This is a genomic window from Acidisoma sp., from assembly GCF_965199065.1.
Lineage (GTDB): Bacteria > Pseudomonadota > Alphaproteobacteria > Acetobacterales > Acetobacteraceae > Acidisoma.
Genome location: NZ_CBDAQN010000001.1, coordinates 1,228,850 through 1,254,634, shown reverse-complemented (window position 1 = coordinate 1,254,634; position 25,785 = coordinate 1,228,850). Strand labels below are relative to the sequence as shown.

At 65.4% G+C, this 25,785-nt stretch carries 22 protein-coding genes, 3 tRNA genes and 2 pseudogenes; 17 read left to right on the top strand and 10 right to left on the bottom strand.

All coding sequences use genetic code 11. The annotated features are described in order from the left end of the window. Window positions 1-11: 11 nt before the first annotated feature. Window positions 12-1,292 (bottom strand): ABC transporter substrate-binding protein, encoded by a 1,281-nt coding sequence (locus tag ACOEQ1_RS05865; protein ID WP_419758265.1) that lies wholly within the window; start codon window positions 1,290-1,292, stop codon window positions 12-14. 72 nt (window positions 1,293-1,364) lie between these two features. Further along, a complete protein-coding gene (locus ACOEQ1_RS05860) occupies window positions 1,365-2,351 on the bottom strand; it encodes an ABC transporter ATP-binding protein (RefSeq protein WP_419758264.1) in 987 nt (328 codons plus the stop codon). A gap of 1,244 nt (window positions 2,352-3,595) precedes the next feature. On the opposite strand from ACOEQ1_RS05860, the gene ACOEQ1_RS05855 reads away from it, so the two are divergent. Then, window positions 3,596-4,090 (top strand): OmpA family protein, encoded by a 495-nt coding sequence (locus ACOEQ1_RS05855; RefSeq protein WP_419758263.1) that lies wholly within the window; start codon window positions 3,596-3,598, stop codon window positions 4,088-4,090. Next, the gene (locus tag ACOEQ1_RS05850) at window positions 4,081-5,070 is read left to right on the top strand and encodes a tetratricopeptide repeat protein (RefSeq protein ID WP_419758262.1); all 990 of its coding nucleotides are present in this window, start codon (window positions 4,081-4,083) and stop codon (window positions 5,068-5,070) included. The genes ACOEQ1_RS05855 and ACOEQ1_RS05850 overlap by 10 nt, the downstream gene beginning before the upstream one ends. Here ACOEQ1_RS05850 and aroB read toward each other — a convergent pair. Continuing rightward, window positions 5,030-6,727: a 3-dehydroquinate synthase gene (aroB, locus tag ACOEQ1_RS05845; protein ID WP_419758261.1), complete on the bottom strand. Its 1,698-nt coding sequence runs from the start codon at window positions 6,725-6,727 to the stop codon at window positions 5,030-5,032. The two genes, ACOEQ1_RS05850 and aroB, sit on opposite strands and share 41 nt — an antisense overlap. 163 nt (window positions 6,728-6,890) lie before the next feature. On the opposite strand from aroB, the gene ACOEQ1_RS05840 reads away from it, so the two are divergent. Further along, window positions 6,891-7,034 carry a hypothetical protein gene (locus tag ACOEQ1_RS05840; protein ID WP_419758260.1) on the top strand — a complete coding sequence of 48 codons (144 nt, stop codon included), beginning with the start codon at window positions 6,891-6,893 and terminating at the stop codon, window positions 7,032-7,034. Here the strand turns inward: ACOEQ1_RS05840 and ACOEQ1_RS05835 are convergent. Further along, window positions 7,031-7,894 carry a DMT family transporter gene (locus ACOEQ1_RS05835; RefSeq protein WP_419758259.1) on the bottom strand — a complete coding sequence of 288 codons (864 nt, stop codon included), beginning with the start codon at window positions 7,892-7,894 and terminating at the stop codon, window positions 7,031-7,033. The two genes, ACOEQ1_RS05840 and ACOEQ1_RS05835, sit on opposite strands and share 4 nt — an antisense overlap. A gap of 192 nt (window positions 7,895-8,086) precedes the next feature. Between ACOEQ1_RS05835 and ACOEQ1_RS05830 the strand changes: the two are divergent. Next, window positions 8,087-8,971, top strand: a pseudogene (locus ACOEQ1_RS05830) (tyrosine recombinase); the annotation flags it as partial. Between the two features lie 39 nt (window positions 8,972-9,010). On the opposite strand, the gene ACOEQ1_RS05825 reads toward ACOEQ1_RS05830, so the two are convergent. The 6 genes and pseudogenes from ACOEQ1_RS05825 to ACOEQ1_RS05800 all read right to left on the bottom strand — a co-directional run bounded on the left by ACOEQ1_RS05825 (window position 9,011) and on the right by ACOEQ1_RS05800 (window position 14,284). Next, entirely contained in the window at window positions 9,011-10,225 is a 1,215-nt protein-coding gene (locus ACOEQ1_RS05825) for a GGDEF domain-containing protein (protein ID WP_419758258.1), read from the bottom strand. A gap of 140 nt (window positions 10,226-10,365) precedes the next feature. Then, complete coding sequence (gene proB / locus ACOEQ1_RS05820; RefSeq protein WP_419758257.1) at window positions 10,366-11,517, bottom strand: glutamate 5-kinase; 1,152 nt, start codon at window positions 11,515-11,517, stop codon at window positions 10,366-10,368. A gap of 10 nt (window positions 11,518-11,527) precedes the next feature. Beyond that, on the bottom strand, window positions 11,528-12,562 hold the full coding sequence (obgE, locus tag ACOEQ1_RS05815) for a GTPase ObgE (RefSeq protein ID WP_419758256.1): 1,035 nt from the start codon (window positions 12,560-12,562) through the stop codon (window positions 11,528-11,530). A gap of 71 nt (window positions 12,563-12,633) precedes the next feature. Further along, window positions 12,634-12,930, bottom strand: coding sequence for a 50S ribosomal protein L27 (gene rpmA, locus ACOEQ1_RS05810; RefSeq protein ID WP_419758255.1), 297 nt, complete (start codon window positions 12,928-12,930; stop codon window positions 12,634-12,636). Window positions 12,931-13,029: 99 nt separating this feature from the next. Next, window positions 13,030-13,344, bottom strand: a pseudogene (gene rplU / locus ACOEQ1_RS05805) (50S ribosomal protein L21); the annotation flags it as partial. A gap of 184 nt (window positions 13,345-13,528) precedes the next feature. Further along, on the bottom strand, window positions 13,529-14,284 hold the full coding sequence (locus ACOEQ1_RS05800) for an SDR family oxidoreductase (protein WP_419758254.1): 756 nt from the start codon (window positions 14,282-14,284) through the stop codon (window positions 13,529-13,531). Window positions 14,285-14,442: 158 nt separating this feature from the next. Here ACOEQ1_RS05800 and ACOEQ1_RS05795 point away from each other — a divergent pair, with 158 nt between their 5' ends. The 13 genes from ACOEQ1_RS05795 (at window position 14,443) to ACOEQ1_RS05735 (ending at window position 25,783) form a co-directional block, all read left to right on the top strand. Then, entirely contained in the window at window positions 14,443-14,988 is a 546-nt protein-coding gene (locus ACOEQ1_RS05795) for a type 1 glutamine amidotransferase domain-containing protein (protein ID WP_419758253.1), read from the top strand. Between the two features lie 97 nt (window positions 14,989-15,085). After that, window positions 15,086-16,564 carry an NAD(P)H-hydrate dehydratase gene (locus ACOEQ1_RS05790; RefSeq protein WP_419758252.1) on the top strand — a complete coding sequence of 493 codons (1,479 nt, stop codon included), beginning with the start codon at window positions 15,086-15,088 and terminating at the stop codon, window positions 16,562-16,564. Between the two features lie 55 nt (window positions 16,565-16,619). Continuing rightward, window positions 16,620-16,704 (top strand) — tRNA-Leu (locus tag ACOEQ1_RS05785). A gap of 93 nt (window positions 16,705-16,797) precedes the next feature. After that, entirely contained in the window at window positions 16,798-18,129 is a 1,332-nt protein-coding gene (gene tig, locus ACOEQ1_RS05780) for a trigger factor (RefSeq protein ID WP_419758251.1), read from the top strand. 218 nt (window positions 18,130-18,347) lie between these two features. Further along, window positions 18,348-18,992, top strand: a complete 645-nt coding sequence (clpP, locus tag ACOEQ1_RS05775; RefSeq protein WP_419758250.1) for an ATP-dependent Clp endopeptidase proteolytic subunit ClpP — start codon at window positions 18,348-18,350, stop codon at window positions 18,990-18,992. Between the two features lie 248 nt (window positions 18,993-19,240). Further along, window positions 19,241-20,494 (top strand): ATP-dependent Clp protease ATP-binding subunit ClpX, encoded by a 1,254-nt coding sequence (clpX, locus tag ACOEQ1_RS05770; RefSeq protein ID WP_419758249.1) that lies wholly within the window; start codon window positions 19,241-19,243, stop codon window positions 20,492-20,494. 134 nt (window positions 20,495-20,628) lie between these two features. After that, window positions 20,629-23,028, top strand: a complete 2,400-nt coding sequence (gene lon / locus ACOEQ1_RS05765) for an endopeptidase La (RefSeq protein ID WP_419758655.1) — start codon at window positions 20,629-20,631, stop codon at window positions 23,026-23,028. A gap of 258 nt (window positions 23,029-23,286) precedes the next feature. Further along, a complete protein-coding gene (locus tag ACOEQ1_RS05760) occupies window positions 23,287-23,547 on the top strand; it encodes an HU family DNA-binding protein (RefSeq protein WP_419758654.1) in 261 nt (86 codons plus the stop codon). Between the two features lie 143 nt (window positions 23,548-23,690). Next, window positions 23,691-23,765: transfer RNA gene (locus ACOEQ1_RS05755), tRNA-Val, on the top strand. Window positions 23,766-23,897: 132 nt separating this feature from the next. Further along, window positions 23,898-23,974 (top strand) — tRNA-Asp (locus tag ACOEQ1_RS05750). A gap of 177 nt (window positions 23,975-24,151) precedes the next feature. After that, on the top strand, window positions 24,152-24,517 hold the full coding sequence (locus ACOEQ1_RS05745; protein WP_419758248.1) for an NADH-quinone oxidoreductase subunit A: 366 nt from the start codon (window positions 24,152-24,154) through the stop codon (window positions 24,515-24,517). Between the two features lie 59 nt (window positions 24,518-24,576). Then, window positions 24,577-25,149 carry a NuoB/complex I 20 kDa subunit family protein gene (locus ACOEQ1_RS05740; RefSeq protein ID WP_419758653.1) on the top strand — a complete coding sequence of 191 codons (573 nt, stop codon included), beginning with the start codon at window positions 24,577-24,579 and terminating at the stop codon, window positions 25,147-25,149. Then, window positions 25,142-25,783 (top strand): NADH-quinone oxidoreductase subunit C, encoded by a 642-nt coding sequence (locus ACOEQ1_RS05735; protein ID WP_419758247.1) that lies wholly within the window; start codon window positions 25,142-25,144, stop codon window positions 25,781-25,783. The genes ACOEQ1_RS05740 and ACOEQ1_RS05735 overlap by 8 nt, the downstream gene beginning before the upstream one ends. Window positions 25,784-25,785 lie beyond the last annotated feature (2 nt).

The window sequence follows — 25,785 nt, the reverse complement described above, 5'->3', positions numbered from 1 at the left end:
CCCTGCTTAGACTACGCCACCGAGAACTCGTTCCACTTCTGGATGAGGTAGCGGTCGTTATCCATCACCGAGTTCCAGCAGGCGATGTGCCCGATGCGGTCGTAGTACGAGCCGCCGTCGCGCTTGTCGCCCACCTTGGCGATCTGCGTGCCTTGCGGGCTGACGATCGGCGCGGTCGCGGCCTTGCCTTCCATCCAGTAGCCCCACTCGTTCGCGCTCATGTATTTCTGCGCCGTTGTCAGCACCGCCGAGTAGTAGCCCTGGCGGTTGAGGTAGGCGCCGGTCCAGCCCGACAGATACCAGTTGATGTATTCGTAGGCCGCGTCACGCTCCAACCCGGTGAGGTGGCGCGCGATGCCGAGCCCGCCGCCCCAGCCGCGATAGCCCTCGGCCAGCGGCTGGAAGGTGCAGGCGATGCCCTTGGACCGCACGGCGGTCACCGCGGGTGACCACATCGACTGGATGACGACCTCGCCCGAGGCCATCAGATCGACGCTCTCCTCGAAGCTTTTCCAGAAGGCGCGGAACTGGCCCGCCTTCTTCTGCTCGATGAGGAAGGCGATCGTCTTGTCGATCTCGGGCTTCGTCATGTTGCCCTTGTCGCCGTATTTCATCATCCCCAGGCTCTCGATCGTCATGGCGGCGTCCATGATGCCGATGCCGGGGATGTTGATGATCGCCGCCTTGCCCTTGAAGGCAGGGTCGACGAGTTCCTTCCAATGGGTGATCGGCTTGCCCACCAGATCGGGGCGGATGCCGAGCGTATCGGCGTTGTAGATCGTCGGGATGAGCGTCATCCACTCGGTGGGCGAGGCCGCGAACTTCTTGGACTCCGGGCCCTCGGTATAGCTCACGCGGCAAGGCGCGGTGCCCTGGCCGACGGAGGCGGTCGGCGTCACCTTGCCGTCCTTGAACAGCGGCACGATCTCGCCGTAGTATTTGATCTTCTTGATATCCAATGGCTGCAGGCGGCCGGTCGGGAAGACCTTCTTCACCGTGAAGTATTCGATGTCGGCCACGTCGTAGCTGTTCGGCTGGGTGATGGCGCGGATCGCCGCGGCATCCGTGTCCATCGCCGTCATCGAAATGGTGATGCCGGTGTCGGCCTTGCACTTCGTTGCGATGTCATTGAGGTTCGACACGCCGGTGCCGAACTGGCGCAGCGTTACGTTCTTGATGTTCTGCGCCCAGATCGTTGGAAAGCCGGTGATGGCGCCCGATCCGGCGGCGACGCCGGCGAGAGCGGCCGTGCCCTTCAGAAGCCCGCGGCGGTTCATCATCTTCTTGGTCATTATAAGTTTCCCTATGTCTTGATGTTCAGGCTTGCTTGCGCGCGGGCTTTGGTGGAGCGGCCGCCCACAGGTCTAGAAACTCACGGGATGGGCATCCTGCGGCGCCCAGACGAGGCGGGCGGTTTCGCCCATTGCCAGGGGGGCTGCGAAGAACTGGTCGTCCGGCAGTAGCGCCACGATCTCGCCGCCGCCTTCGGTCGCGATGCCGACCTTCACGACGGCGCCCAGATATTCGATGGAGCAGACCGACCCCGGCAGGCCCTCGTTGGCGGTGGGCGGCGCGAAGCGGCAGCGGTCGGCGCGCACGGCAAAGGCGCCATGGCCATTGGTGATGACGTTGTGTCCCCCCATGAAGCGCGCGATGAAGGCGGTGGCGGGCGTGTCGAAGATTTCGCGCGGCGAGCCGGACTGCACGATGTGGCCGTGATCCATCACGACGACGAGATCGGCCAGCGCCAACGCCTCCTCCTGGCTATGCGTGACATGGATGAAGCTGATGCCGAGTTCGCGTTGCAGGCGCTTCAACTCCTCCCGCATCGTGCCACGCAGGAACGGGTCGAGCGCCGAAAGCGGCTCGTCGAGCAGCAGAACCTTGGGCCGCGTGATCAGCGCCCGGGCGAGGGCGACACGCTGCTGCTGCCCGCCGGAAAGCTGTGCCGGCAGGCGCTGGGCGTACTTGTCCATCTGCACCATGGAGAGCAGGCGCGCGGCCTGTTCTCGGCGCTCGTTCTTGCCGACGCCGCGCATCTTGAGCCCGAACGCCACGTTGTCGATGCAATTCAAATGCGGGAACAGCGCGTAGCTCTGGAACATCATCGCGGTGCCGCGCTTGACCGGCGGCAGGCGGGCGACGCTCACGCCGTTGATGATGATCTCGCCTTCGCTGATGCTTTCGTGCCCGGCGATCATGCGCAGCGTGCTGGTCTTGCCGCAGCCCGAGGGGCCGAGCAGGCAGCAATAGGTGCCGCGCGGGATGCGCAGGGAGATGTCTTCGACCGCGGCGGTCGATCCATAGCGTTTTGTGACGGCGATCAACTCGACGTCCAGAGCGGGCTGCACGATGGGTCGCTTCCTGGCATGGGGTCGTGTCGCCTCGCGAACGAAACGATCACTCAAGATGCCAAGCAAAGCCTGTGCCATAGCTATTGGACAATATCATCAACGCTTTAGCTTCGGGATCGTGTTTCACACCTACCCGATGCATGGATGCCGGCCAACTGTGTACACTTTCTAAGCGTTGTGCAGCCGTAAGCGTCTTTGCACCAAAGGGGTATGAGAAAGGTGCGGCCTCCCCGAAAAGGCGACTGGAAGAAACAGGAGCGCGGCTCGATTATTCAGTTTGCTCTGATACCGCGACTGCCCGGCGTGAGCGGCGCGATTAGCCGATTACAAGCCGTTCGCCGGCTGAAGACGGAGTTCGAACCACGTAATGGATGGATTGTCGTCCGCCGAGAGCCCGCTTCCGAACCGCCAACTGTCCGAAGCTGAAGGTGGCCGGCCGGATCATCAGTCCGCGACTACCGAGTGGCTGAGCGAGTTCCTGCAGCGGGAGAGCACGGGTCAAAATCGCACGCTGCCCCCGCCTGACATTCAGCCGCCCGAGCCAGCCAGAATTTCGTACAGTAGGCCTGTGCTGATCGGCCTTGGCGTGCTTCTGGTCGTTGGGTTGCTCGTGGGCGGCATTGCGGGAGCTTTGGGTCCTTCAAGCCTGCAAGCGGGCCGGATGATCCGCCGTGCAGAGGCGTGGGCGTCCGGACTTCGTGTCCCGGCCATCGCGCATCCACCGGCGCCGGCGCCAAAGGCAGTCGCCATCAGCGGGCCGGCCCCATCCAGCCTTCCGGAGCGCCCGCACCGGACGACCCCGTCTGTGGCCAACAACCCAGTGAGAACGGTCGACCTCCCGCCGCCAGTCGAACCCCACCATCTCGTGCCTGCCTTGGCTGTGGCGCTTCCTGGTGTACCGTCCGCACCGCAGACGCTTCCCGATGGCACGCCTATGCATCTGCGAATCGTCTACGCGCCGTCGAGCCCCATGGAGGGCCTGCGGATGGAGGCATTTGCCAGCCAGCTGCGCCGACAGATGTCCGATATCGCGAGCGCGACAGCGTCTGCAGGATCAGTCCCTGACGAGGCCGTCGTGTACTTCTTCCCGCAAGACGCGGTCGGCGCTCTTCGGGTTGCAGCCGGCCTCTCGCGCATTACGAAGCGGCCCGAGCCGGTGGCGCTCGTTCACGCGAGCGTGCTTCCCCGGCCGGGAACCGTCGAAATCCGGCTACCTCTCAAGGTTGCAAAGGATCTAAGCAATGAAGGCTCATAAGATCGTTCTCGCAGTCGGCACCGCGATGATCGCGGCCAGCACAGTCGCTATGGCGCAGACGCCGAACCCGGCGGCGCCCAAGCCCGAGACGCCGGATGCTCATACGACGACCAGCCCGGCCTCCTCCACGACGCCCACCTCCGCCGAGGCGCCCACGAGCCTGTCGGTCTACTTCGCCTCCGGAAGTTCCACGCTCGCACCGAAGGAGCAGGCGACCCTCGACGAGGCCTCGCGCATCTTCAATGACGGCAAGCCCATCGTCATGATCATCACCGGCATGGCGGACGCCACCGGCTCGGCCGGCCCCAATCTGCTGCTGTCGCAAAAAAGGGCGGATATCGTGTTCCAGGGGCTGATCGCCCGCGGCTTGCCCCCGAACCACTTCCAGATCCTGGCAGCCGGCACCACGGCTTCTCTGAGCGGGAAGGAGCCTTCAGGCCCCGATCAAGCTTACCGCAAGGTGGAGATCACTTGGCGCTGACACGGCGGGCGCTGACACGGCGGGCGCTGACACGGCGGGCGCTGACACGCCGGCCTTTGGCACATTGGGCGCTGACACTTCCGGTGCTGAGCGGGAGGGCCCGGCAGACGCTCGCGGCGGGGCTTCTCGTGTGGTCCTGCCCCTTCGTGGCTCCCGCCTCCCATGCGGACGAGCTTGCTGACGGCAACGCAGCGTTCGACGCGGGGCGTTATGGCGAGGCACGGCAGGTTTGGTCTGCGGCCGCCCGCGCCGGAAACGCCAATGCGGCGTTCGACCTCGGGCTGCTCTACGATCTCGGAGACGGCGTGTCGCCCAATGCGTCCACGGCCTTCCGTTGGTATCGGCGGGCGGCGGAGGCCGGTATCGGCGCGGGTGCCCTCAATGTGGGGGTCATGTACGACAGCGGGCGCGGCGTCCGGCGGGATCGGGCCGAAGCGGCCATCTGGTATGCCAGGGCGGCGTCCCTCGGCCAGCGCGAAGCCGCGTTCAACCTCGGCCAGCTGTATGAGACGGGCGAGGGGGTGCCGCATAATATTGCCGCGGCTGTCGCCTGGTATAGCATGGCGGCCGGTGCAATCCCCGAGGCTGCGGCAAAGGCCGCGCAACTGGCGGCGCACCAGCGGTCAGAGGTGGCAGGTCCGCTGGTGGCGCCGAAGCCGGTCTGGCCGGCTGGTGGCACGGCGGTGCCTGTGTCCGCCGCTCATTCGGTCACCCAACTTGTCTGGACGGCGCCAGCGGAACCGTTCCCCGTAACCTACTTCGTCGAATTACAGGCTGGCGCGCACGGCCAGTTCAACGAGGTGCTGTCTCGCTACAGCACGACGAGCGCCACCGCAGTGACGTTGCCCGGCGACGAGGATTTCGCCTGGCGCGTCTATGCCGTGGCGGCAGACGGCTCGGGCTACGCGCCCAGCGCCTGGACGCACTTCGGCGTGGCGGTTACGGCTCCCGGCACCCTGCCTCGCGCAACACCTCGGTGACAGCCTCGGGCGGTACATCGCCCGTGGTGAAGGCCTGGCCGATCCCCCGCACAAGAACGAAATGCAGCGTCCCGTCGCGCATCTTCTTGTCCCTCCTCATATGCGCGATCAGCCGCTCGGCCGAGAACACACGGTTCAGCATCCGCAGGTCCGCCGGCAACCCGACCGCTTCCAGATGCGCGCGCACGCGAACGCCATCCTCGGGCGCGCAGTGGCCGAGGCGTGCCGACAAGCCGAAGGCGAGGCCGAGCCCGATTGCGACCGCCTCGCCATGCAACAGCTCCCCGCCGTAGCCGACCTCGGCTTCCAGCGCGTGGGCGAAGGTGTGGCCGAGATTGAGCAGAGCGCGGCCGTCATTCGCGCGTTCCTCGCGCTCGTCATCGCCGACGACGCTCGCCTTGAAGGCGCAGGCGCGGCGGATGGCCTCGGCCTGATCTGCGCGATTGCCCCCGACGACGCCGGCGCCATGGGCCTCGCACCACTCGTAGAACGCGGCGTCGCCGATGAGGCCGGCCTTGACGATCTCGGCGTAGCCCGCACGGAGTTCGCGGGGCGGCAGGGTTGCCAGCACATCGGTATCGGCGAGCACGATGCGCGGCTGATGGAAGGCCCCGATCAGGTTCTTGCCATGGCGCGTGTTGATGCCGGTCTTGCCGCCGACGCTGCTGTCGACCTGGGCAAGCAGCGTCGTCGGCACCTGGACGAAGGGAAGGCCGCGCAAGGTGGCTGCCGCCGCGAACCCTGCGAGGTCGCCGACGACGCCCCCGCCGAGCGCCACGATCGCCGTCCGTCGCTCCACGCCGCGACCGAGCAGGTGGTCGACGAGTTCGGTCCAGCCCTCGACGGATTTGGACGCCTCGCCGGGCTCGATCTCCACGGTTCCGGTGGTGAAGCCGGCTGTCTCCAGCCCGCCCTTCAGGGTCGCGAGATGCAGGCCGGCGACGATCCGGTCGGTCACGATGATGGCGCGGCGCTGCGGCAGCACAGGGGCGAGCAGACCTCCGGCGCGCGCCAGCAGCCCGCTTCCGATGACCACGTCGTAGCCACCGCCCGTCAGCTCGACGGGCACGCGAAGCGGCGGTTCATGCGCCAGCACGGCCTCGGTCAGGCGCCTGGCCATGCTGTCCACGGGTTCGTCTCTCGAATCGATCACGATATCGGCCTCGGCATAGAAGGGGTGGCGCAGGTCGATCAGCCCCTGCAGGATCTGGACGGGGTCGCCGCTCATCAGCAGCGGGCGATGGGTGCGGCCGGCGACGCGCTTCAGCAGCAGGGGCAACGGCGCCCTGATCCAGATCGACAGCCCCGTGCTGCGGATCACGGCCCGCGTTTCGCGGTCCATGAAGGCGCCGCCGCCGGTCGCGAGCACGATCCGAGGGCCGTCCAAGAGCCGGCGGATGACACGGCGTTCCACGTCCCGGAAAGCAGGCTCGCCGAAGCGCTGAAAGATTTCGCTGACACTATAGCCTGCCGCGGCCTCGACCTCATGGTCGGTATCGACGAACGGGAGGCCGAGCGCCTGGGCCAGCCGGCGCCCAACGGCGGTTTTGCCGGCACCCATCAGCCCGACGAGCACGATGCTGCGGCCACCATGGTTGGATGGCAGGTCGGGGGGCGGGTCGAAGCCCGAACTCTCCTGCGAGCTATTGCGCGTCATCACATCCCAGGCTTGTCGTCCGCTCCCGAGCTCAGCCTGAAAACGATCAGCGCGCTCCAGCTCTTCTTCACCCGGAACCTAATCATCCTCGCCTCGCTTCGCGACTCCGGTCAGGCTGGTATAGCTCTAGCATAGGCGCAGACTCGAGGGGCAGATCAGCCGAATGCGTGGTTTCCTGTTGGTCGTCATTCTTTTCCTGCTGGTCGTGATCGGCGGCGGTTTCCTCGCTCTGGGGATGTTTCCGCTGCCTCTGCACCAGCATCAGGTTCATGAGGTGCTGCCGGCCAGCGCCATCGACAAGAGCTAGCCCGCCGGGGCTTCTGCGGTGCTTGAGGTGCCTGTCATGTTCCAGAACACGGCGCCCAGCACGACCGCGCCGCCGACCAGGGTCAGCAGCGGCGGCACTTCGTTGAAGGCGAGCCAGACCCAGAGCGGCGCCAGCGGGGTATCCAGCAGACCGATCAATGCCCCTTCCGTGGCACCGACGCGGCGCATACCGAAGGCGAGCAGCACGAGTCCGAGGCCATATTGGCAGGTTCCAAACAGGGCGAGGTGAAGCAGCGGCAAGCTGCCGATCGGACTGATATGCGCGAAGGGTGCGGCGACCAGCGCGCTCAGCAGGCATTGAAGCGCAACTGCGGGCAGCATCGAGACGCGGCGGCCCCGGCGCAGCAGAACCAGCATGATGGCGAACGAGGCCGTCATCGCGAACGCCAACAGGTCGCCGAGCAGATGCCCGTGCCGAATGGCGCCCCCCGTCATGATACCGACGCCGACGAGCGCCACTATGCTGCTGACGATCACGCGCCAGCCTTCACGGTCCCGCAGAACGACCCAGGCAAAGCCCGCTGTGACAAAGGGCAGGGTAGCGTAGATGATCGAGACATCGGCGACGGTCGTGTGGCGGAACGCCGCGAGGTAGGAATAGGAGGAGACAACTCCCAACGCGCCGATCACGACCCCCTGCCAGCCGATGTCCCGCGTTCTTGCCCAGGCCTCGCCGCGATACTGCACCAGGATCAGCGTCACGATCATCAGGCCCGCGAACAGGGCGCGCCAGAACAGCAGGCTGATCGCGTCGAGCGGGATGAGCCGGGTGAAGTATCCGGCCAAGCTGTAGGCGAGCGTCGACCCTCCCATCAAAGCCGGTCCGGCCCATCGCTTCATCTGCTCGCTCCTGTTATCCGCGACGGGCTATAGAGGGGTGGCTCTGACAGCGTGGTGTCAGCATCCGCCACGCTTGAGTAGTGAGGGAGACATGCGGCCAGCCGAGCGCCTGTTGGATATCATCCAGCCTATCTCCTCCGGCTGGCTGGCGCTGCAGGAGCAGTATGCTGCGGCATCTCTGATGCGTTCCTGATGGATCGGCACCTCGAAGCGTTCCTCGAGATGATGGCGGCCGAGCGCGGGGCCGCGTGGAACACGCTCGCCGCCTACCGGGCCGATCTCGAAGACCTCGGCGCATTTCTGGCTGTGCGGGGCGAGCGGCTTGCGGCCGCCCGGCCGGAGGCTCTGCGGGCTTATCTCGCCTCGCTCGCAGCCGAGGGGCTGGCGTCACGCACCCAGGCGCGGCGGCTCGCCTCCATCCGCCAGTTCCACAGGTTCCTGCTCCGCGAAGGTGTGCGGGCGGACGATCCGGCTCGCTTGCTCTCCTCGCCCAAGGCGCAGGCGCCGTTGCCGAAAAATCTCACCGAGGCCGAGGTCGACCAGCTGTTGCAGGCTGCCGCGGGGGCCGCCAACGCGGCCGGTGGCCGCACCGGCCTCGCGATGCGCGCCGGGCTGGAGATCCTCTATGCGAGCGGACTGCGGATCTCCGAGTTGCTGGCGCTGCCGGCAGCGGCGCTGACCCCCGACGCGGAAATGCTGCTGGTGCGAGGCAAGGGTGGCCGCGATCGCGTCGTGCCTCTGTCGGATGCCGCGCGGGAGGCAGCGCAGGCTTTGCGGGCAGTTTTGCCTCGGACCGGTAAATGGCTGTTCCCGGGAAGGGATGCACGCCGCCCGCTGACGCGCCAGGCGTTCTTCCTCCAGTTGAAGCAGGTTGCGGGGAAGGCCGGGCTCGATCCGGCGCGGGTTTCCCCGCATGTGCTGCGGCATTCCTTCGCCTCGCATCTGCTCGGCCGCGGCGCCGACCTCCGCAGCCTGCAACTCCTGCTCGGTCATGCCGACATAGCGACGACGCAGATCTACACGCATCTTCTGGCAGAACGGTTGCAGAGGCTGGTGGAGCGCCACCACCCTCTGGCATTGGCCGTTGTGGCCAGCACGGCAGAGGGCGCTGCTGCGCTAGGAGACTACCTTCAGCCAGGGCCCGCCGACACGGTTCCGCCCGGCGCGCTTCGCCCGGTAAAGGGCTTTGTCGGCAGCGTCCATTACCCGGGCAGGCTCGTCGAAGCCGACGATACCGGCAACGCCCACACTGACCGTGATTCTGACGATCCGCGTGCCGACCATGAAAGGGTAGGCCGCAACGCCCGCACGTAGGCGTTCCGCCACGAGCACGGCTTCCTGCATCGGCAGCTCCGGCAGCAGAATGCCGAATTCCTCGCCACCGAGACGAGCCAAAAGATCGTTTCCACGCAAAGCCGAAGCAAGGCAGGTCGCCACTTCCTGCAGGCAACGATCGCCGACAGGATGCCCGTAAAGATCGTTAAAGTTTTTGAACAGATCGATGTCGACGATGAGGAAGGTGGAGCAGGTGTCTTCCTTGTCGCAGAGGTGCTGCAGCTCGCCGGTCATGCGGCGGCGGTTGGCGATCCCCGTCAGAGGATCCGTGAAGGACAGATCGGTGAGGACGGCATTCTGCGCCACGACGCGTTCGTAGTTCAGATGTTGCGACAGGCCATGCAGATAGAGCCGGCGCGAAGCTCTTTCGAGCTGATGAGCGGCGACGAGCGTGGGCAGAGTGAGTGCCAGCACGAACGCCAGCAGAAAGACCTTGCCGGGCTCGGAAAGTTCGGGATGGTGCAGAAGGATTGCGCCGTAGGTGCCTTCGCTGACGGCCATGAAGAGGATCGCGAGCGGAAACGGCAACCGCACGAATATCAACACGAAGTACATCGGCAGCGCGGTAAAGATGAGCGGCTCGAGTGTGAGCGGGGTCGGCTGGCGGTCGACGAACACCATGACGGAAAGGCACATGAAGCCATAGAAGCAAAGGATAGCGGCTTCACGTTTCCAAAAGGCAACAGCGGGCTTGAAGTAAGGCTGAACCAGAACCACGCCCGCGATCATCAGCGACCAGACGACGAGTGAGAGCTTCCACCTGGGATCCGGATCGACAAACAAATTCCACAGGATGCCTATGCCCATGAACAGCAGGAGACCGATGCACGCCACCTTTGGCAGCTCATGGGCCCGCGCAGCGGCGACATCGAGCCGGTAACGCTGCTCCAGATCGGCAGGGAACGTCAGACGGAACCCGTTCCGCCGCACTTCATCTTCCGCCACCATCTGCAGCGGCACGTCAGTTTCTATCCTGCGGTCGACCTCAGGCTCCATCGAAAGTCCTCGTTGCCAACAGACGCGCGTCGCCACGCATCTAATGCCTCGAGTTGGTGATCCCTTAGGAAATTCGGCGCACGTCCGGCCAGGATAGCCATGCTGAGAAAACGCGATCTCGTTAGCCAAACAGCAAGCCGTTATGACATCAATACGAGGTCGTCGCGGTGGATGAGTTCGTCGCGGCCGCGCCAGCCCAGGATGGTCTCGATTTCCTCGGAACGGTGGCCGATGATCCGGCGGGCATCCTCGCTCGTATAGGCTGAGAGGCCGCGCGCCACCTCATCGCCATCCGGACCCACCACGCGCACCGCGTCACCGCGAGCAAAGTCGCCGGTGACAGCCGTCACGCCCGCCGGCAGCAGCGACCGCCCCGCGCCGAGGGCCCGCGCCGCGCCAGCATCGACCGTCAGCCAGCCGACGGGCGAGAGGCTCCCCGCGATCCACCGTTTGCGGGCGGAGCGGCCGTCCTGCACGGCGAGAAACCAGGTGCAGCGGGCGCCGTCGGCCAGGGCGCGCAGCGGATGAGGCCGATGTCCGAGTGCGATTGCCATGGCGCAGCCGGCGCTCGTCGCGATGCGGGCGGCGGCGAGTTTCGTCCGCATCCCGCCCGAGGAGTAGCCCGGGGGCGGCTCGCCGCCCATCGCGTCGATCTCGGCCGTCATCGCCGTCACCACAGGAATATGGGAGGCGGCCGGATCCAGTCGCGGATCGGCCGTGTAGAGACCATCGATGTCGGAAAACAGAACCAGCTGGTCCGCCTGCACCATCTCGGCCACCCGGGCGGCGAGGCGGTCATTGTCGCCGAAGCGGATTTCGGCCGTCGCCACCGTATCGTTCTCGTTGATGACCGGCACGCAGCCGAGCCCGAGCAGGGTCGTCAGCGTCGCGCGCGCGTTGAGGTAGCGCCGCCGGTCCTCGGTGTCCTCCATCGTCAGCAGAAGCTGAGCCGCCGTCAGGCCCTGGCCGGAGAGCGCCTCGGTCCAGGCCTGGGCGAGCCGGATCTGGCCGACCGCCGCCGCCGCCTGCTTTTCCTCGAGCCGCAGCCGGGGCTGCGTGAGGCCGAGCGTCCGCCGTGCGAGGGCGATGGCGCCGGAGGACACGACGATGATCTCGGTGCCCGTCGCGCGCAGTTCAGCGATATCCGCCGCCACCTCGCCCAGCCAGCCCTGGCGAGGGCTGGCGGCGTCGGGATCGACCACCAGGGCGCTGCCGAGCTTGATGACCAGCCGCCGGGCGGAACCAATGGCGGGCAGGGCGATCACCCGAGGCTCGGCGCGGCTGGCGCTCACGCGGAGACACTCACGCCAGGACGGAGGTTTTCAGCGCCGCCGCGCGTTCGGCGCGGGCCTCGTGCACGATCGTCATGAGCACCCGCAGGATTTCGGGCACGCCTTCGCGGCTCACGCCCGACGCGACGTAGACCGGCTTGCCGCTGGCCTTCGCCAAAGCCGCCCGACGCGCCGAGGTTTCGCGCGGCGACATGGCGTCGCACTTGTTCAGCACGAGGATTTCAGGCTTCTCGGAAAGGCCGCCGCCATAGGCCTGCAGCTCCTCGCGGATCGTGCGCCAGGCGTCGACGACGTTACCGGCGGCGCCGTCCACCAGATGCAGCAGGGCGGCGCAACGCTCGACATGGCCGAGAAAGCGGTCGCCGAGGCCAACGCCTTCATGCGCGCCCTCGATGAGGCCTGGGATGTCCGCGAGCACGAACTCCTCGTAGTCGGTGGGCCGCACGACGCCGAGTTGCGGCGTCAGCGTCGTGAACGGGTAGTCGGCGATCTTGGGGCGCGCGGCGGATACGACCGAGAGGAAGGTCGACTTGCCTGCGTTGGGCAGCCCGACCAGCCCGACATCGGCGATGAGCTTGAGGCGCAGCCAGACCCAGCGCTCCTCGCCGGGCCAGCCCTTGTCGGCGCGGCGCGGCGCGCGGTTGGTGCTGCTCTTGAAATGGGCGTTGCCGTGGCCGCCGTCGCCGCCCCGGCACAGCACGACGCGCGCCGTCGGCCGGTCGATATCGGCCAGCAGAGTCTCTCGGTCCTCGGCCAGGATCTCGGTGCCGACCGGCACGCGGACGACGACAGGGTCGGAGTTGGCGCCGGTGCGATCGGAGCCCGCGCCGTTGCCGCCCTTGGGCGCCCTGAAATGCTGCGAATAGCGGAAGTCGATGAGCGTGTTGAGATCGGGCGCGGCCTCGAAGATGACATCGCCGCCCCGGCCGCCGTTGCCGCCGTCAGGGCCGCCGAACTCGATGTATTTCTCGCGCCGGAACGCGGTCACTCCATCCCCGCCATCGCCTGAACGGACGTAGATTTTGGCCTGGTCGAGGAACTTCATGGCGCACCCAAAACGCATAAAGGGGCCGGCGGTGCCGACCCCTTCTGCTCGGTAATCGAAGGTATCGGCGGTTATTCGGCGGCGACGGGCAGCGGCGCGGCCGGCATCGGCGCCGCCGGCCGCGTCTTCACGGATACATGCACCCGGTCGGCCTTCGTTTCGAAACTGACATGGCCATCGACCAGGGCGAAGATCGTGTGATCCTTGCCGAGGCCGACATTGCTGCCGGGCTTCATCTTGGTGCCGCGCTGGCGGATGATGATGTTGCCGGCAACGACGCTTTCGCCGCCGAACTTCTTCACGCCAAGGCGGCGGCCGGCGGTATCGCGGCCGTTGCGGGACGAGCCGCCTGCTTTCTTATGGGCCATCTGGTGCTCTCCTTATGTTCAACCGGCTCAGGCCGCAGATTCGGCGGCGGTTTCTTCGGCCGGGGCCGCTTCGACCACGGTCTCCGAGGCACGCCCGCCGGACGCCACGATGTCCGCGATGCGCAGAACGGTGACGTGCTGGCGATGGCCGTTCTTGCGGCGGCTGTTCTGCCGGCGGCGCTTCTTGAATATGATGATCTTGTCGAGGCGATCCTGGGCCACGACGGTCGCGGTCACGGTCGCGCCCGCCACCAGGGGGGCGCCCACGGACAATGCACCGCCGTTTTCGCCGACTGCCAGAACTTCGTCGAAGGTGATTGTGCTACCGGCCTCGGCCTCGAGCTTCTCGACCTTGAGGATGGCGTTCGGCACGACGCGATATTGCTTTCCGCCAGTGCGGATGACTGCGAACATAGGCTAACGGTCTTTCATTGCTGCGCCCTCGTTGGAGCGGCTTCTTCTTATGGGCCGACCGGCGAAGTCGCTGGTCAAGCCGGCGGGCCCTATCAAGCAACCCGCCTTCTGTCAACGACATGTCGACCCACAAGGTAGCTTCACACGTCGGCCATGCTCCAGGCGGCGGGCCAGACGCCGCCGGTTAAGCCTCCGTCTTCACCACCTTCAGCCCGGCCCACCCTTGCACCACCGGCATGATCTCAATCGTGTTGACATTGAAATGGGACGGCAACGTCACGACCCAGCGCACCGTTTCCGCCACGTCCTCGGCGGTCAGCGGCGTCGTGTTGGCGTAGACGTTGGCGGCGCGAGCCTTGTCGCCATCGAAGCGCACGGAGGAGAACTCGGTGCCCGCGACGAGCCCGGGCTCGACATTCGTCACCCGCACCTTCGTGCCGAGCAGGTCCGTCCTCAGATTGAGCGAGAAGTTGCGGACGAACGCCTTGGTGGCGCCGTAGACGTTGCCGCCGGGGTAGGGCCAGTTGCCGGCGACCGAGCCCATGTTGACGATGTGCCCGCGATCTCGCGCCACCATGCCCGGCAACACGGCATGGGTGACGTAGGTCAAGCCTTTGACGTTGGTGTCGATCATCGTCTCCCAATCGTCGAGCTTCGCTTCCTGCGCCGGGGCGATACCGCGCGCGAGTCCCGCGTTGTTCACCAGTATGTCGATACCTGCCCAGGCTTCCGGCAACCCTTCGATCGCGGCTTTGACGGCAGCCCGATCCGTCACGTCCAGCACCAGCGGCAGGACCTTGTCCGCCCCGATCTCGGCGACGAGCGCGTCGAGGCGGTCGGCGCGTCGCCCGGCGGCGATGATCCTGTGGCCCTCGGACGCAAGCACCCGCGCGATCGATGCGCCGAAGCCGGCTGAGGCACCCGTGATGAGAACGATCATGTCCGTGGTCTTCTCCTGGCTGAACCGCCGACCGCATCTCTCAGCTTTGCGGCGGTCACGAAAGCGGGCGGCACGTTGAGCGCCGCCCTGGGCACTCCATCTAACGCTCAGGCCCCGGAAGGCAACGCCGCAAGGGGCGCAATATCCGGAGAGACAGCATGACCATTTCCAAAAAGATTGCGGTCCTGGTGACTGACGGCTTCGAGCAGGTCGAACTCACGGGACCGGTTGAGGCCCTGAAGAAGGCAGGCGCCCAGGTCACCATCGTTTCGCCCAAGGATGATAAAATCCAAGGGATGAACCACGATGAGAAGGGCGACACCTTCACGCCCGACGCCAAACTCTCCACGACCAAGCCGGACGGTTTCGATGCGCTTCTATTGCCCGGTGGCGTCGCCAACCCCGACTATCTTCGCGTCAACGGCGAGGCAGTTGCCTTTGTCCGTCATTTCGTCACGTCGAAGAAGCCTATCGCGGCGATCTGCCACGGTCCGTGGACGCTCATCGAGGCTGGCGGCGTGAAGGGGCACACGATGACGTCGTGGCCGTCTCTGCGCAGCGACCTCACCAACGCAGGGGCGACCTGGGTCGACAAGCCGGTGGTCACGGACGGGACGCTCGTCACCTCGCGCAAGCCGGACGACATCCCCGACTTCTCGAAAGCCTTCATCGGCCTGCTCGAGGGTGCGGTTCAACCGGCCTGAAGTCTGCCGGCCGACCTCATCCACCCGGGTCGGCGCCCATGATATGAAAGGGTCTGACGGGATACCGCCAGACCCTTTTGCGATGAGGACGCCGCCGATGCAGTTCCCGCCCGAACTCCTGACGCCAGACGAGATGGCGCAGGCGGACCATGCCGCGCCACGCCTGGGCACGCCTGGCCTTTCGCTCATGGAGAACGCGGGCCGGGCCGTGGCGCGCGCCATTCGCCAGCGCATCCGCCCGGCGCGGACACTCGTGCTCTGCGGCGGGGGCGGCAATGGCGGCGACGGGTATGTCGTCGCCCGGCTGCTGGCCCAGGAGGGCTGGCCGGTTGCGGTCGCGAGCCTAACCGAGCCGCGCGCCGGTTCCGATGCGAGCTTCATGGCCGCGCGCTGGAAGGGCCCGCGTCATCGCTTCAGTTCCGCGGAGGCCGCCCGCGCCGACCTCGTCATCGACGCGATCTTCGGCGCCGGTCTTAGCCGGGATCTCGATCCCGAGGTGGCGGCGGTCCTCGCGGCCGCTCGCAGACGCGTCGCCATCGACGTGCCGAGCGGGCTCGATGGCGGCACGGGAGCCGCACGCGGCGTAGTGTCGCCGGCCGAACTGACGGTCACCTTCTTCAGGCTCAAGCCCGGTCACCTCCTTCTCCCCGGGCGCGAACTCTGCGGGGAGTTGGTGCTCGCCGACATCGGCATGCCGGAGGCGGTTCTCGCGCCGATCGGCTGCCGGACCTTCGCCAACGGTCCTACGCTCTGGTCGCTGCCGAAGCTCACCATGGATGGGCAGAAATACACGCGCGGGATGCTCACGGTGCTGGCCGGGTCGCAGATGGCAGGCGCTGCCCGCATGGCGTCCATGGGCGCCCGCCGCGCCGGCGCCGGGTTGCTGACAGTGGTGGTGCAGGGCAACGGCGATGTTCTGCGCGCGACAGAACCGGGCCTCATCGTCAGCGACGAGCCGCTGGAGGCGTTGCTCGAGGACAAGCGGCGACGCACATGGCTCTGCGGCCCGGGCCTGGGGCTTGACCGGGCCCGGGAGGCGCTGCCGGCGCTGATCGCCGCCGACCGGCAGATCCTGGCCGATGCCGATGCGCTGGGCGCCTGCGCCGGCGAGCCGGACCGGTTGCGCGGCGTTGCCGTCATCACCCCGCATGGCGGAGAGTTCGCGAAGCTCTTCGGCCCCATCGGCCAAGACAAGCTGGCAGCGGCCCGGGCGGCGGCGGCGCGCATCGACGCCGTCGTCGTCCTCAAAGGCGCCGACACGGTGATCGCGGCACCGGATGGACGCGCGGCGATCAACCACAACGCGCCGCCAAGCCTGGCGACAGCGGGCTCGGGCGATGTGCTGGCGGGGATCATCGCCGGGCTGCTCACCCAGGGTATGCCGGCCTGGGACGCCGCCGCCGCCGGTGTCTGGCTGCATGGCGAGGCCGCGCGGCTAGCCGACCCGAACTCCGGCGGCGCGGGTTTGATCGCCGAGGATCTGGGCGATGGTATCGCCGCGGCGCTCGGTCTTGCGCTTGGCACGCGTGAAGGCCCAGCAGGGCCTGCGCTTGTGGGGGATGCGCGAGTAGGGTAAAGCGCGCCCCCACCCTATAGAAGGTGGGGCTGAGGCCTGTCGGGCCGGGTGAAGGGCGGGCGTGGTGAAATTGGCAGACACGCCAGATTTAGGTTCTGGTGGCGCAAGCCGTGGGGGTTCAAGTCCCTCCGCCCGCACCAACGCCGTCCGGACCGCGCCATTGCCGCGCCGCACTCCAATGCTTTCCTTTCCCTCTCACGCCGTCCTTTTCCGACCCGGAGCTTAACCGTCCCATGCAGATCACCGAAACCCAGTCCGACGGGCTGAAGCGCGCTTTCACCGTCATCCTGCCCCATGCCGATCTCGAGCAGAAGCGGCAGGCGCGGCTGGTGGAACTCGGCCGGACGATGAAGATGCCGGGCTTCCGGCCGGGCAAGGTTCCGATGACCCTGCTGCAGAAGCGCTATGGGCCTGCGGTTATGGCCGAGGTCGCCGACGAGAGCGTCAACGAGGCGACGCGCCAGCTGCTCTCCGAGCGCGGCCTGCGTCCCGCCATGCAGCCGAAGGTCGATCTGGTGTCGGCGGGCGACGCCAACGACCTCGAGTTCACCCTCCAGCTCGAGGTGCTGCCCGACATCACCGTGCCGAACCTCGGCGAGATCAGCCTCACCCGCCTGAAGACCGAGCCTCCGGCGGAAGCCGTGGATCAGGGGCTTGCCAACATCCTGCGCAGCCGCCGCAAGGAGATCGACATCACCGAGGCGCGGCCGGCGGCCGAGGGCGACACGCTGGTCGTCGACTTCATCGGGCGCATCGGCGGCGAGGCCTTCGAAGGCGGCACCGCGCAGGACGTGCCGGTGGAAATTGGCGGCTCCGGGTTCATCCCGGGCTTCGCCGAGCAGCTGGTGGGCATGTCCGTGGGCGAGAGCCGCACCATCTCGGTCCGCTTCCCCGAGGATTACGGCAGCGCCGAACTTGCGGGTAAGGATGCCGAGTTCGAGGTCACGGCCAAGGCGCTCAAGCAATACGAGACGCCGGTCGCCGACGATGCGCTCGCGACCGAACTTGGGTTCGAGGATCTGGACGACCTCAAGAAGTTCGTGCGCGACCGGTTGCAGCGGGAGCTCGATTCGGAAGCACGCCAGAACCTCAAGCGCCAGCTGCTCGATGCGCTGGCCGATCGGGTGAGTTTCGAGGTTCCTCCCAGCCTGACCGCCAGCGAATTCCAGCAGATCTGGGAGCGGCTGGAGACGGAGCGGAAGGCGGGACGGCTCGACGACGAGGACAAGGACAAGGACGAGGAGACGCTGCGGACCGAGTATCAGGGCATCGCTGACCGCCGCGTGCGCCTGGGCCTGCTGCTCGCTGAAATCGGCCAGCGGAACGGCATCACGGTGAGCAACGAGGAGATGAACCGGGCGGTTTTCCAGCACTCCATGGCTTATGGCGCGCGGCAGAAGGAGGCGCTGGAGATGTTCCGCAAGAACCCCCAGGCCGCGGAGTTCCTGCGCGGCCCGATCTTCGAGGAGAAGGTGGTCGATTACGTGCTGGAGCTTGCCCAGGTCGAGGACAAGCCGGTGACGCCCGAGGAGCTGACCGCCGCCGTCGAGGGCGACTCACAATAGGTCTTTAAAATCTTTGCCGGCAGGCTCACATAGCGGTGAGGCCATTGCCGGAGCTTGAACCGTCGCCAAATGGGGCGGTTCGGCCGGCCGTCGGCACCATCTAAAAGACGACGCTTGCGGTAGGGGCAGGTTCATGAGGAAATGCCCCTCAAGCGATCGCATAGTCGGATCGCATCTTGCCGCTGCGGGAATGAGCCCGGGCGCGGAAAGGACTGAGCATGGAAGACCGGGATCCCCTAACCGTCTACAACAATACCCTGGTCCCGATGGTGGTGGAGCAAACCTCACGGGGCGAGCGGTCCTACGACATCTATTCGCGCCTCCTTAAGGAGCGGATCATCTTCATGACGGGGCAGGTCTTCGACGAGATGGCCTCGCTCATCTGCGCCCAGCTTCTGTTTCTCGAAAGCGAGAATCCCTCCAAGGACATCGCCTTCTACATTAACAGCCCCGGCGGCGTGGTGACCTCCGGTCTCGCGATTTACGATACGATGCAATACATCCGCTGCCAGGTCAGCACCGTATGTATCGGGCAAGCGGCGTCGATGGGTAGCCTGCTGCTGACGGCCGGAGCCGCCGGCAAGCGATTCGCCCTGCCGAATGCGAGGATCATGGTGCATCAGCCGTCCGGTGGCGCTCAGGGTCAGGCGACGGATATCGAAATCCAGGCGCGCGAAATCCTCCGCATCCGTCAGCGGCTGAACGAAATCTACGTGAAACATACCGGGCAGACGCTCGAGCGGATCGAGAGCAAGCTCGAGCGCGATACGTTCATGTCGGCCGACGAGGCGCGCGATTTCGGCCTGATCGACCAGGTTGTCGAGAGCCGGCCACAGGTTGGCGACGACGGCAAGGTCAGCTGAAGGGGTTCGAGGGCCTTGGCCGCCCGGACTTCGGGTGGCCCAAAACTTGGATGACCATCCTGAAACGGATGGGACGAAGCGGCGCCGGGGGATCAGAGCCTTCAACAATAACCCCCGGCCCGGGCATGACTGACGTGACGGCGTGGACCGATTGCTTCGGCAGAAGGGCCACCACCTTGTTTTTTAATGCTTCTGGGGCGTAGTCTTGACGATCGACGCCCGGCACGACCCCGGGAGAGGAGCCTGCAATGAGCAAAGCCAGCGATTCGAAGAACACTTTATACTGCTCGTTCTGCGGCAAGTCCCAGCACGAGGTGCGCAAGCTGATCGCGGGCCCGACCGTCTTCATCTGTGACGAGTGCGTCGAACTCTGCATGGATATCATCCGCGAGGAGAACAAGACCCACCTCGTCAAGTCTCGGGATGGCGTGCCGACGCCGCGCGAGATTTGCAAGGTGCTGGACGATTACGTCATCGGCCAGGTTCACGCGAAGAAGGTGCTGAGCGTCGCCGTCCACAACCACTACAAGCGCCTCGCGCACGGGCAGAAGCACAACGACGTCGAGATTGCCAAGTCGAACATCCTGCTGATCGGACCGACCGGCTCGGGCAAGACGCTGCTCGCCCAAACTCTGGCACGCATGCTCGATGTGCCCTTCACTATGGCAGACGCGACGACGCTGACCGAGGCCGGCTACGTGGGCGAGGATGTGGAGAACATCATCCTCAAGCTGCTCCAGTCGGCCGATTACAATGTCGAGCGGGCGCAGCGAGGCATCGTCTATATCGATGAGGTCGACAAGATCAGCCGCAAGTCCGACAACCCGTCGATCACCCGCGACGTGAGCGGCGAGGGTGTGCAGCAGGCTCTGCTCAAGATCATGGAGGGGACGGTTGCCTCCGTGCCACCGCAGGGCGGCCGCAAGCATCCGCAGCAGGAGTTCCTGCAGGTCGACACGACCAACATCCTGTTCATCTGCGGCGGGGCGTTCGCGGGGCTCGACAAGATCATCTCGGCCCGTGGCAAGGGGTCGGGGATCGGCTACGGGGCATCCGTAAAGTCCGCCGACGAGCGGCAGACGGGCGAGTTGCTGCGCGAGGTCGAGCCAGAGGATCTGCTGCGCTTCGGCCTCATCCCAGAATTTATCGGTCGCCTGCCCGTGTTGGCGACCCTCGAGGATCTTGATGAGGGGGCGCTCATCGAGATTTTGACCAAGCCGAAGAATGCCCTGGTCAAGCAATATGGCCGTCTGTTCGAGATGGAGGGGGTCAAGCTCTCCTTCACGGAGGACGCCATGAAGTCGGTGGCGGCGCGCGCCATCAAGCGCAAGACGGGAGCGCGCGGCCTGCGCTCCATCATGGAGCAGATCCTGCTCAGCACGATGTACGAACTTCCCGGCCTCAACAACGTCGAGGAAGTTACGATCAACCGTGAGGTGGCCGAAAGCCGGGCCGAGCCGCTGTTCACCTACGGCAAGGAACGCGCTGAAGAGAGTGCCTGAACTACGGCGGGTGCCGCTGACGGGCCCGCCGGAGCGCGATCGTGCAACCCGAAGCGTTTCGATTGCGCTCCTGAAGACTGAGAACGACTGTCCTAAAGGAGGTCATCGTGAGTAAGACTGAACAGACAGCGGAGATGCATCCAGGCGACGAGCGGATGCCTGTGCTCCCGCTTCGGGACATCGTGGTGTTCCCGCACATGATCGTGCCCCTGTTCGTGGGGCGCGAGAAATCCGTCCGTGCTTTGGAAGCCGTTGCCAAGGAAGGCAAGCAGATCCTTCTGGTTGCTCAGAAGAACGCCGCCCAGGACGATCCCTCGGCCGACGACATCTACCAGGTTGGCACCGTGTCGACGATCCTCCAGCTGCTCAAGCTGCCGGATGGCACGGTGAAGGTGCTGGTCGAGGGCACGAGCCGCGCCACCGTGAGCCGCTTTACCGAGGTCGACCAGTTCTTCGAAGCGAAGGTCATGCCGCTCGAAGAGGTATTGGGCGAGCCTAAGGAACTTGAGGCGCTAAGCCGCACCGTGGTCGGGCAGTTCGAGCAGTATATCAAGCTCAACAAGAAGATTGCGCAGGAAGTCCTGGTATCGCTGAACCAGATCGACGATCCGGCAAAGCTCGCGGACACCGTCGCCAGCCACCTCACGCTCAAGATCTCCGAGAAGCAGGAGCTGCTGGAGATGAAGTCGGTCGGTGAGCGGCTGGAGCGGCTTTTCGCTCATATGGAAACTGAAATCGGCGTTCTTCAGGTCGAGAAGCGTATCCGTAACCGCGTCAAGCGGCAGATGGAGAAGACGCAGCGCGAGTACTACCTGAACGAGCAGCTCAAGGCGATCCAGAAGGAACTCGGCGAAGGCGAGGACGGCCGCGACGAGTCGGCCGAGATCGAAGAGAAGATCAAGAAGACCAAGCTCTCCAAGGAGGCGCGAGAGAAGGCCATGGCAGAGCTCAAGAAGCTCAAGACCATGAGCCCGATGAGCGCCGAAGCCACGGTGGTTCGCAACTACCTCGACTGGATCCTCGCGATCCCTTGGAAAAAGCGCAGCAAGGTCAAGACCGACATCGCCGAGGCTGAGAAAGTGCTCGATGACGAGCATTACGCGATGGAGAAGATCAAGGAGCGGATCATCGAGTATCTGGCGGTGCAGGTGCGCAGCCAGAAGCTCAAGGGCCCGATCCTCTGCCTTGTTGGGCCTCCGGGTGTCGGCAAGACCTCGCTCGCCAAGTCGATCGCGCATGCCACGGGCCGCAACTTCGTCCGCATGTCGCTTGGCGGCGTGCGGGACGAGGCCGAAATCCGCGGGCATCGGCGGACCTACATCGGCTCGATGCCGGGCAAGGTCATCCAGGGCATGAAGAAGGCGAAGACCTCCAACCCGCTGTTCCTGCTCGATGAGATCGACAAGCTCGGCGCCGACTGGCGCGGCGACCCGAGTTCGGCGCTGCTGGAAGTGCTGGACCCGGAGCAGAACTCGACCTTCGCCGACCATTACCTCGAGGTCGATTACGACTTGTCGGACGTGATGTTCGTGACGACGGCGAACAGTCTGCGGATGCCGCAGCCGTTGCTCGACCGCATGGAGATCATCCGCATCCCCGGCTATACCGAGGATGAGAAGATCGAGATCGCCAGGCGCCATCTGACGCCAAAGCAAGGTCTGGCGCACAGCCTGAAGGAGAACGAGTGGTCAGTCAGCGACGACGCCGTTCGCGATCTGATCCGCTACTACACGCGGGAAGCGGGTGTCCGTAACCTCGAGCGCGAGATCGCCAACCTGGCGCGGAAGGCCGTCAAGGAGATCGTGAAGTCGAAGGCGAAGCGCGTCGACTTCACCGCCGACAACCTCGAGACCTATGCCGGGGTGAAGAAGTTCCACTACGGCGAAGCCGAGTCGACGGACATGGTCGGCGTTGTCACGGGACTGGCCTGGACAGAGGTCGGCGGCGAGATCCTGACGATCGAGAGCGTGCTTCTGCCCGGCAAGGGCGGCATAAAGCATACGGGCAAGCTTGGCGACGTGATGCAGGAGAGCGTGGCGGCAGCGCTGAGCTACGTGCGCAGCCGGTCCATCACCTTCGGCATCAAGCCGACGCTGTTCGAGAAGCGCGACATCCATGTCCATGTGCCGGAGGGTGCGACTCCGAAAGACGGTCCCTCGGCCGGCGTCGCGATGGCCGTCAGCATCGTCAGCGTGCTCACGGGCATTGCGGTGCGGCGTGACGTGGCGATGACCGGCGAGATCACGTTGCGCGGCCGTGTGCTTCCGATCGGCGGGTTGAAGGAGAAGCTGTTGGCCGCCTTGCGGGCCGGCATCACGACCGCTTTCATCCCGAAGGAAAACGAGAAGGACCTCGCCGAGATCCCTGACAATGTGAAGAAAGGGATCAAGATCATCCCGGTGTCCCATGTCGACGAGGTGATCAGCCAAGCTCTTGTGCGCAAGCCAGAGCCGATCGAATGGGCCGATCCTGAGGAGGAGCCGATTCCCGCGAAAGCGCCGGTGGCCGAGAAAGGCGCTCTGCTACCGCACTGATCAGGCCCGGACGTCTGGGCACCGCGGCGATTGTCTAAAAAAGGCGGCGAACCTCGGTTCGCCGCCTTTTTCCTGCCCCACGTGGTCTTTAGGCCGGGAGAACGGCGTTCGTGGCTGCAGGAAAGCTCAGGATGCTGTCCGCCTTGCGTTGACGTGCAACGGAGCCGGTGGCTAGTAGCCTTGAGACGCCCCGAAAGGCACAGAGCGTCTGGGTTTTAAATGGATCGTTCGTGAACAGGGAGTTCTAGAGTGAACAAAATGGATTTGATCGCGGCAGTAGCCGAGGAGACAGACCTCTCACGCGCGAAAGCCGGTGAAGTGGTAGACGCGGTGTTCGCGAAGATCGCTGAGGGGCTCAAGTCCTCCGAGGTCCGGCTGATCGGTTTTGGCAACTTCGTTACTGCCAAGCGCAAGGCTGGCACAGGCCGCAACCCCCGCACGGGCGAGGAGATCGCGATTCCAGCGTCCACCTCCGTGCGCTTCAAGCCGGGCAAGGCCCTCAAGGACGCGGTCAACTAGTCAATACTATGGGGCTCTGCCCCATCTCCAACGGGGCCGTTGGGCCCCCACTCAGGAGCAGGGGCTCGGCTCATCGCGCTCTTGAGGCAGTCTGGGGCCTAGGGGCTCCAGCGGGCTCAGGATTGGTCCCTGGGCCCGGTCATGGGCGGTTAGCTCAGCGGTAGAGCGTCTCGTTTACACCGAGAGGGCCGGCGGTTCGAATCCGTCACCGCCCACCATCTTCGTTCCAATCTAAAGTCAATCCGGATGCGTGACGCGTTGCGCGCGTCCGACCGGCGTCTCCGGCAGGCTTGCCGCAGTCTAGGCGGCTTGACGCTATCGCCGTGCCGCTTTAACACCCGCCCGTCGCTGCGGGTGTAGCTCAGTTGGTTAGAGCGCCGGCCTGTCACGCCGGAGGTCGCGGGTTCGAGCCCCGTCACTCGCGCCAGCGACTAAAGTTCAAGCTCGAACTCGAACCCTCAAGGCAAGCCAGCGTCTTCCACACCATGCGGTGAAGCGCGGGCGCGCCCGGGCAAGGGGGATTACGCCCCCTTCGCGGTTGCGGTAGACTAACTTGTTCTGGCCAACTGGCCTGCGGCGCAGTGTTTAGTCCGGGGAGATGAAGGTGCAACCTCTGCTTTCGCAGTACTGGCCGATCCTGATCTTCGGAGCCATCGCCGGAGTGATCGCCTTGGCCATGATGACCGCCGCTCTGCTCGCGGCCCGGCAGAAACCCTATGCCGAGAAACTTTCTGCATATGAGTGCGGTTTCGAACCCTTCGACGATGCGCGTCGTCGTTTTGATGTCCGCTTCTATCTCGTGTGCCTTCTGTTCATCATCTTCGACCTAGAAGTTGCCTTCCTGTTTCCCTGGGCAGTCAGCCTGTCGCATATCGGCATGTTTGGTTTCCTGACCATGATGGGCTTTCTGGGCGTGCTGACGGTGGGCTTCATCTACGAGTGGCGCAAAGGCGCGCTCGACTGGGAGTGACAGCGATGAGCGACACGACCTCCTATCCGTCGACCAATATCGGCACGACCAATGAAGGTATGGCCGACGGCACGACCGATCACGGAACCCGCACGATCGCCTGGAACGGCAGCGAGTTGCCGCCTGGTCCTGACCAGGACGCTGTCATCCGCAGCATCACGGGTGAGATCGCCGGCCGTGGCTTCGTCGTGGGCAACCTCGACAAGCTGGTGAACTGGGCGCGCACGGGCAGTCTATGGCCGATGACCTTTGGGCTTGCATGCTGCGCCGTCGAAATGATCCACGCCTACATGCCGCGCTATGATCTGGACCGCATGGGCGTGATCCCGCGCGCCAGCCCCCGGCAGAGCGACGTGATGATCGTTGCCGGCACGCTGACCAACAAGATGGCGCCGGCACTGCGCAAGCTCTACGACCAGATGGCGGAACCGCGCTGGGTCATCTCCATGGGCAGCTGCGCCAACGGCGGCGGCTACTACCATTATTCCTACTCAGTCGTCCGCGGCTGCGACCGCATCGTGCCGGTCGACATCTACGTGCCGGGCTGCCCGCCCTCGGCCGAGGCTCTGGTCTACGGCATCATGCAACTTCAGAAAAAAATCCGCCGAACGGGGACCATCTTACGTGGCTGACGCCGCCGCAGCGGCGCCGGAGGCGGTGCCCGCATCGGTTAGCCGCGAAGGGGCGCTCGCCGCCATTGCCGGCGGTCTGCCTTATGTGAGGGGCGCCACGGTCGAGGTCGGCGAGGTCGTCCTGCGGACCGACACCGGATCGCTCATCGCGGTGATGACGGCGCTTAAAGACGATCCGCGCTTCGCCTTCGAGCAGGTGATGGACATCTGCGGCGTCGACTGGCCCGCGAAGCCGGAGCGTTTCGAGGTCGTCTACAACCTGCTCTCCGTGTCGCAGAACCATCGCATCCGCGTCATCGTGACGACCGACGGTGTCACGCCGGTGCCCTCGGTGTCGGGCCTCTGGGCCGCAGCGACATGGTGGGAGCGCGAGGCCTGGGATCTCTACGGCATTCCCTTCTCGGGTCAGGCGGATCTTCGCCGCATCCTCACCGATTACGGCTTCGTCGGTCACCCGCTGCGCAAGGACTTCCCGATGACGGGCTACGTCGAGGTTCGCTACGACGAGGAGCGCAAACAGGTCATCTACGAGCCTGTGAAGCTGACCCAGGATTTCCGCCGCTTCGACTTCATCTCGCCGTGGGAGGGCATGACGACGCTCCCTGGGGACGAGAAGGCGCATCGGGAAGGATAAGA

Bases quoted from the DNA above. Each gene is read 5' to 3' on its own strand.
- ACOEQ1_RS05865 (WP_419758265.1), bottom strand. From the start codon at position 1,292: ATGACCAAGAAGATGATGAACCGCCGCGGGCTTCTGAAGGGCACGGCC.
- ACOEQ1_RS05800 (WP_419758254.1), bottom strand. From the start codon at position 14,284: ATGATCGTTCTCATCACGGGTGCCTCAGCCGGCTTCGGCGCATCGATC.
- obgE (WP_419758256.1), bottom strand. From the start codon at position 12,562: ATGAAGTTCCTCGACCAGGCCAAAATCTACGTCCGTTCAGGCGATGGC.
- rpmA (WP_419758255.1), bottom strand. From the start codon at position 12,930: ATGGCCCATAAGAAAGCAGGCGGCTCGTCCCGCAACGGCCGCGATACC.
- aroB (WP_419758261.1), bottom strand. From the start codon at position 6,727: ATGACGCGCAATAGCTCGCAGGAGAGTTCGGGCTTCGACCCGCCCCCC.
- tig (WP_419758251.1), top strand. From the start codon at position 16,798: ATGCAGATCACCGAAACCCAGTCCGACGGGCTGAAGCGCGCTTTCACC.
- ACOEQ1_RS05855 (WP_419758263.1), top strand. From the start codon at position 3,596: ATGAAGGCTCATAAGATCGTTCTCGCAGTCGGCACCGCGATGATCGCG.
- clpP (WP_419758250.1), top strand. From the start codon at position 18,348: ATGGAAGACCGGGATCCCCTAACCGTCTACAACAATACCCTGGTCCCG.
- ACOEQ1_RS05760 (WP_419758654.1), top strand. From the start codon at position 23,287: ATGGATTTGATCGCGGCAGTAGCCGAGGAGACAGACCTCTCACGCGCG.
- ACOEQ1_RS05825 (WP_419758258.1), bottom strand. From the start codon at position 10,225: ATGGAGCCTGAGGTCGACCGCAGGATAGAAACTGACGTGCCGCTGCAG.
- ACOEQ1_RS05795 (WP_419758253.1), top strand. From the start codon at position 14,443: ATGACCATTTCCAAAAAGATTGCGGTCCTGGTGACTGACGGCTTCGAG.
- ACOEQ1_RS05840 (WP_419758260.1), top strand. From the start codon at position 6,891: ATGCGTGGTTTCCTGTTGGTCGTCATTCTTTTCCTGCTGGTCGTGATC.
- clpX (WP_419758249.1), top strand. From the start codon at position 19,241: ATGAGCAAAGCCAGCGATTCGAAGAACACTTTATACTGCTCGTTCTGC.
- ACOEQ1_RS05790 (WP_419758252.1), top strand. From the start codon at position 15,086: ATGCAGTTCCCGCCCGAACTCCTGACGCCAGACGAGATGGCGCAGGCG.
- ACOEQ1_RS05740 (WP_419758653.1), top strand. From the start codon at position 24,577: ATGGCCGACGGCACGACCGATCACGGAACCCGCACGATCGCCTGGAAC.
- lon (WP_419758655.1), top strand. From the start codon at position 20,629: ATGCATCCAGGCGACGAGCGGATGCCTGTGCTCCCGCTTCGGGACATC.
- ACOEQ1_RS05835 (WP_419758259.1), bottom strand. From the start codon at position 7,894: ATGAAGCGATGGGCCGGACCGGCTTTGATGGGAGGGTCGACGCTCGCC.